The organism is Bradyrhizobium sp. (assembly GCF_019242285.1).
Taxonomy (GTDB): Bacteria; Pseudomonadota; Alphaproteobacteria; order Rhizobiales; family Xanthobacteraceae; genus Bradyrhizobium.
In genome coordinates this window covers 1-3387 of sequence record NZ_JAFAVV010000419.1, presented here as the reverse complement: position 1 = coordinate 3387, position 3387 = coordinate 1, and the positions used below count along the sequence as shown (strand labels likewise).

Annotated in this window: 4 protein-coding genes; all 4 read left to right on the top strand. The window is 57.2% G+C overall.

Translation table 11 applies throughout. The features are described 5' to 3' along the window. A partial coding sequence (locus tag JOY90_RS16295; RefSeq protein ID WP_291692146.1) for an ABC transporter permease occupies positions 1-632 on the top strand: 632 nt, incomplete at its 5' end. 11 nt (positions 633-643) lie between these two features. Beyond that, entirely contained in the window at positions 644-1750 is a 1107-nt protein-coding gene (locus JOY90_RS16290; RefSeq protein WP_291692145.1) for a Gfo/Idh/MocA family oxidoreductase, read from the top strand. A 33-nt stretch (positions 1751-1783) separates the two neighbouring features. Next, complete coding sequence (locus tag JOY90_RS16285) at positions 1784-2710, top strand: BadF/BadG/BcrA/BcrD ATPase family protein (RefSeq protein WP_291692144.1); 927 nt, start codon at positions 1784-1786, stop codon at positions 2708-2710. Beyond that, positions 2707-3387: amidohydrolase family protein (locus JOY90_RS16280; protein ID WP_291692143.1), on the top strand; the 681-nt coding region annotated here is incomplete at its 3' end. The genes JOY90_RS16285 and JOY90_RS16280, both read left to right, overlap by 4 nt.

Sequence of the window (3387 nt, the reverse complement as noted above, 5' to 3'; positions counted from 1 at the left end):
GCTTGATCAACGGCGTCGGCATCGCGCTGCTGCGCGTCCAACCTTTGGTGATGACCTTGGGAACAGGGTTGATGACCGAAGGAATGTTGGTGGTTTACAGCCAGAAAATGATGGCGGCTCCTCCACGTGTGCCAAAATTTATCGAGGACCTTGGCGCTGGAAAATTCCTGGGGGGCATTCCAAGCGATCTCTTGCTTTGGGCGCCAATCGCCGTGTTCATTATTTTCATGCTGCGTCGCACAGGATATGGCCGGCTGCTCTATGCTATTGGGGACAACAGCGAGGCATGCAATTTAGCGGGCATTCGTGTGTGGCAGGTCATCGTGGTCAACTATGTAGCGTGCAGCCTTCTTGCTGCTACTGCCGGACTCGTGATTGCAGGCGGCACCGACAGCGCGGAGCTTAGCTTGGCCGAACCTTATCTCTTGCCCTCAGTGGCTGCGGTCATCATCGGAGGAACCTCTATTTTCGGCGGCCGAGGCGGATATTCGGGCACTATTATCGGCGCGTTAATTCTCACTGTGCTAAACAGCATTCTAACCCTGCTCGACGCACCCGAACCGGTTCGCCAGATCCTGTACGGCGCTATTATTCTTCTTCTCGCAGCAGCCTACACCCGACTTACCCGTTAACGAATATTTGTATGAATACACCCATTCCCGAAAAACTCCGAGTCTTGGTGGTCGGCCTGGGCCACATGGGTGTAACCCACGCCAAAGCCTATGACCGTCTTGATGGCTACGAGCTGGCCGGTTTGTGCTGCCGTTCTATTGCCAAACGCCACGACATCGCTAAACTTTGGCCCGACGTGGCGCGCTTCGCCGAATTTGGTTATGCGCTCTCGAAGGTGCAACCCGATGTCGTTTCCGTAAACACCTGGCCCGATACCCACGCGGATTTCGCGATACGCGCCTTCCAGGCCGGAGCGCACGTTTTTCTTGAGAAACCGATCGCCGAAACCGTTGCCGATGCCGAGCGGGTCGTGGCTGCGGCAGAAGCGTACAATCGCAAGTTGCTGGTGGGCCTGAGCCCACGACACAGCCCCACCTGGGTCCGTTTCATGGATTTGGCACGCGGACTCGGCAAACCTCTGGTTATGCGCATGAACCTGAACCAGCGCTCTATTGGACCCGCCTGGACATGGCACAAAAATCTGATGAAATCATTATCGCCTATCGTCGATTGCGGGGTGCACTACGTCGATATGATGTGTCACATGACTGGCGCAAAACCTGTGCGGGTGCATGCAATCGGTGCGCGGCTAACCGACGAGATTGCGCCTGATATGTATAATTACGGCCAACTTCAGGTCGTGTTCGACGACGGGTCGGTGGGTTGGTACGAGGCTGCCTGGGGTCCGCAGATCAGCGAAGTCGCATTCTTTGTCAAAGACGTCTTTGGACCTAAGGGCGGGGTACATATTGTAGTCGAGGACCCTCGAGACATGCTGGCTGCGGGTGCAACTTCGGCGGTTTCTTCCGACATACATACACACGCGAAGTCGGGAGCGATTCGCGTGCATCATGCCAAATTGTTATCTGACCAATCGCTCGCTGAATCCGACGAAGAGTTTTTGATCGCCGATCAACCCGATCACGACGGAATGAGCATGCGCAAGCAGCGCTTCTTACTGGATGCTATTCATGGCAAGCACGATCTGGCTAATCACATGCGCGATGCAATTAACAGTCTTCGGATCGTACTTGCGGCAGACGAGAGTATTCGCACCGGGCGCGCCATCGAAATGTGACGCCCCGCCAGCAGGCAGCGATCGAAGACGGCGATGTCGAGTGTGAATCAAGATGTCGAACTTTACTTCTGCGTGGAAGGCGGCGGTTCCCGGAGCCGGGGGCGGTTCGTCGACGGCCAAGGAAGAGCGCTCGCCGACGCGAGCGGAGGTCCATGCAATCCTTCGACAAATTTGGAAAGAGCGGTTTCGACCGTCGGCAGCCTCTGGAAACAATGCTGCTCTGCTGTCGGTCGACCCAACGAGCAGTTTGAAGGAGTCATCTTTGCAGTCGGCGCAGCGGGGACGTATATCGATGCTGGAAAGGATTTCTTGAATGCCTGTTCTTCCTTCGCGCGGGTCCGCTTAATGAGCGACGGCTACGCGGCGCTCATCGGAGCTGGCCTCGGAGCTCCTTGCAGCCTGATGACCGTCGGCACCGGTGTCGCCGGGCACCGGTTGTACGCCAATGGTTGGTCGATTCAGCGCGACGCATGGGGATGGATCGCCGGGAATCGGGGAAGCGGGAACTGGATTGGCCGAAAGGCGTTGCGCCATTGCTTTTCCGCACTCGATGGCGTTGTGCCGAAAGATGCGCTCAGTCGCGAGACTCTGCGAGCAATTGGTGGTGTCGAGAAGCTGCGGCTTGGATGGTTGCGGGGTCTCGGGCCTGACCGCCTGGCTGCATTCGCTCCAATGGTGCTGGAACAGGCCTCTGCGGGAGTTGAGACTGCCCAACGTATACGAGATCGCGCAATCGAGCACCTCGCGGGACTGATTGCAGTCATCGCAGGTTCTGATTCGCCCCTTTGCGGGACGGGCGGCCTAATGCCCCCTCTCCGCGAGTTGCTTTCCAAAAAGACGGGCGTCCGCATTCTCGAGGAAAAGGTTGATGCGCTAACCGGTTGCTGGCTGGTTGCGACTGGACGCGCGCCGGAAGAGCGCGCTCTTCTCTTCGGTGAAGCAGTGGAGCAAGCTGAATGAATCCTTCCACATCGCTAGAAGGTTCTATTCTAACGCCCAACGGTTGGGTAATTGGAAAATTGGATCTCGTTGACGGCATAATCTCTAGCATAGACGGTCGAATCTTGGTAGCGGGAGCGGTACCGAAAGCTCCCTTCGTTCTCCCGGGTTTCATTGATCTTCACGTTCATGGCGGCAAAAGCGGTGATTGGCGGGGAGGTGAAGAAAGTATTCGCACCTTCGTGCGTTACCACGCCTCCCACGGTACGACTGCGATCGCGCCGACAACCACGATCGGACCGGTTCCGGTCATTGAGAAGTCGCTCTCAGCCATCACTTCGATCGCTCAGACGCGGCGGCGGGGCGAGGCGGTTGTCTTGGGCGCACATCTCGAGGGACCTTTCGTGAACCCTCTCAAGCCAGGAGCAATGGAAGTCTCTCTTATACTCGAAGGCGATGTCGCGCTCGCAAGAAGCTGGGCAGATAAGTTCAACATCGTGATTGCGACTGTGGCGCCGGAAGTTCCCGGCGGTTTCGACGTTATCAGGGCGCTGGCTGAGAGGGGCTGCCGCGTGCAGATCGGTCACAGCATCGCAAGCGCCCGGATATCAGAAGAGGCGGTCCATAGCGGATGTTCCGGCTTCACACACCTTTTTAATGCAATGTCCCAGATGGAGCATCGCTCCCCAGGCGTAGCC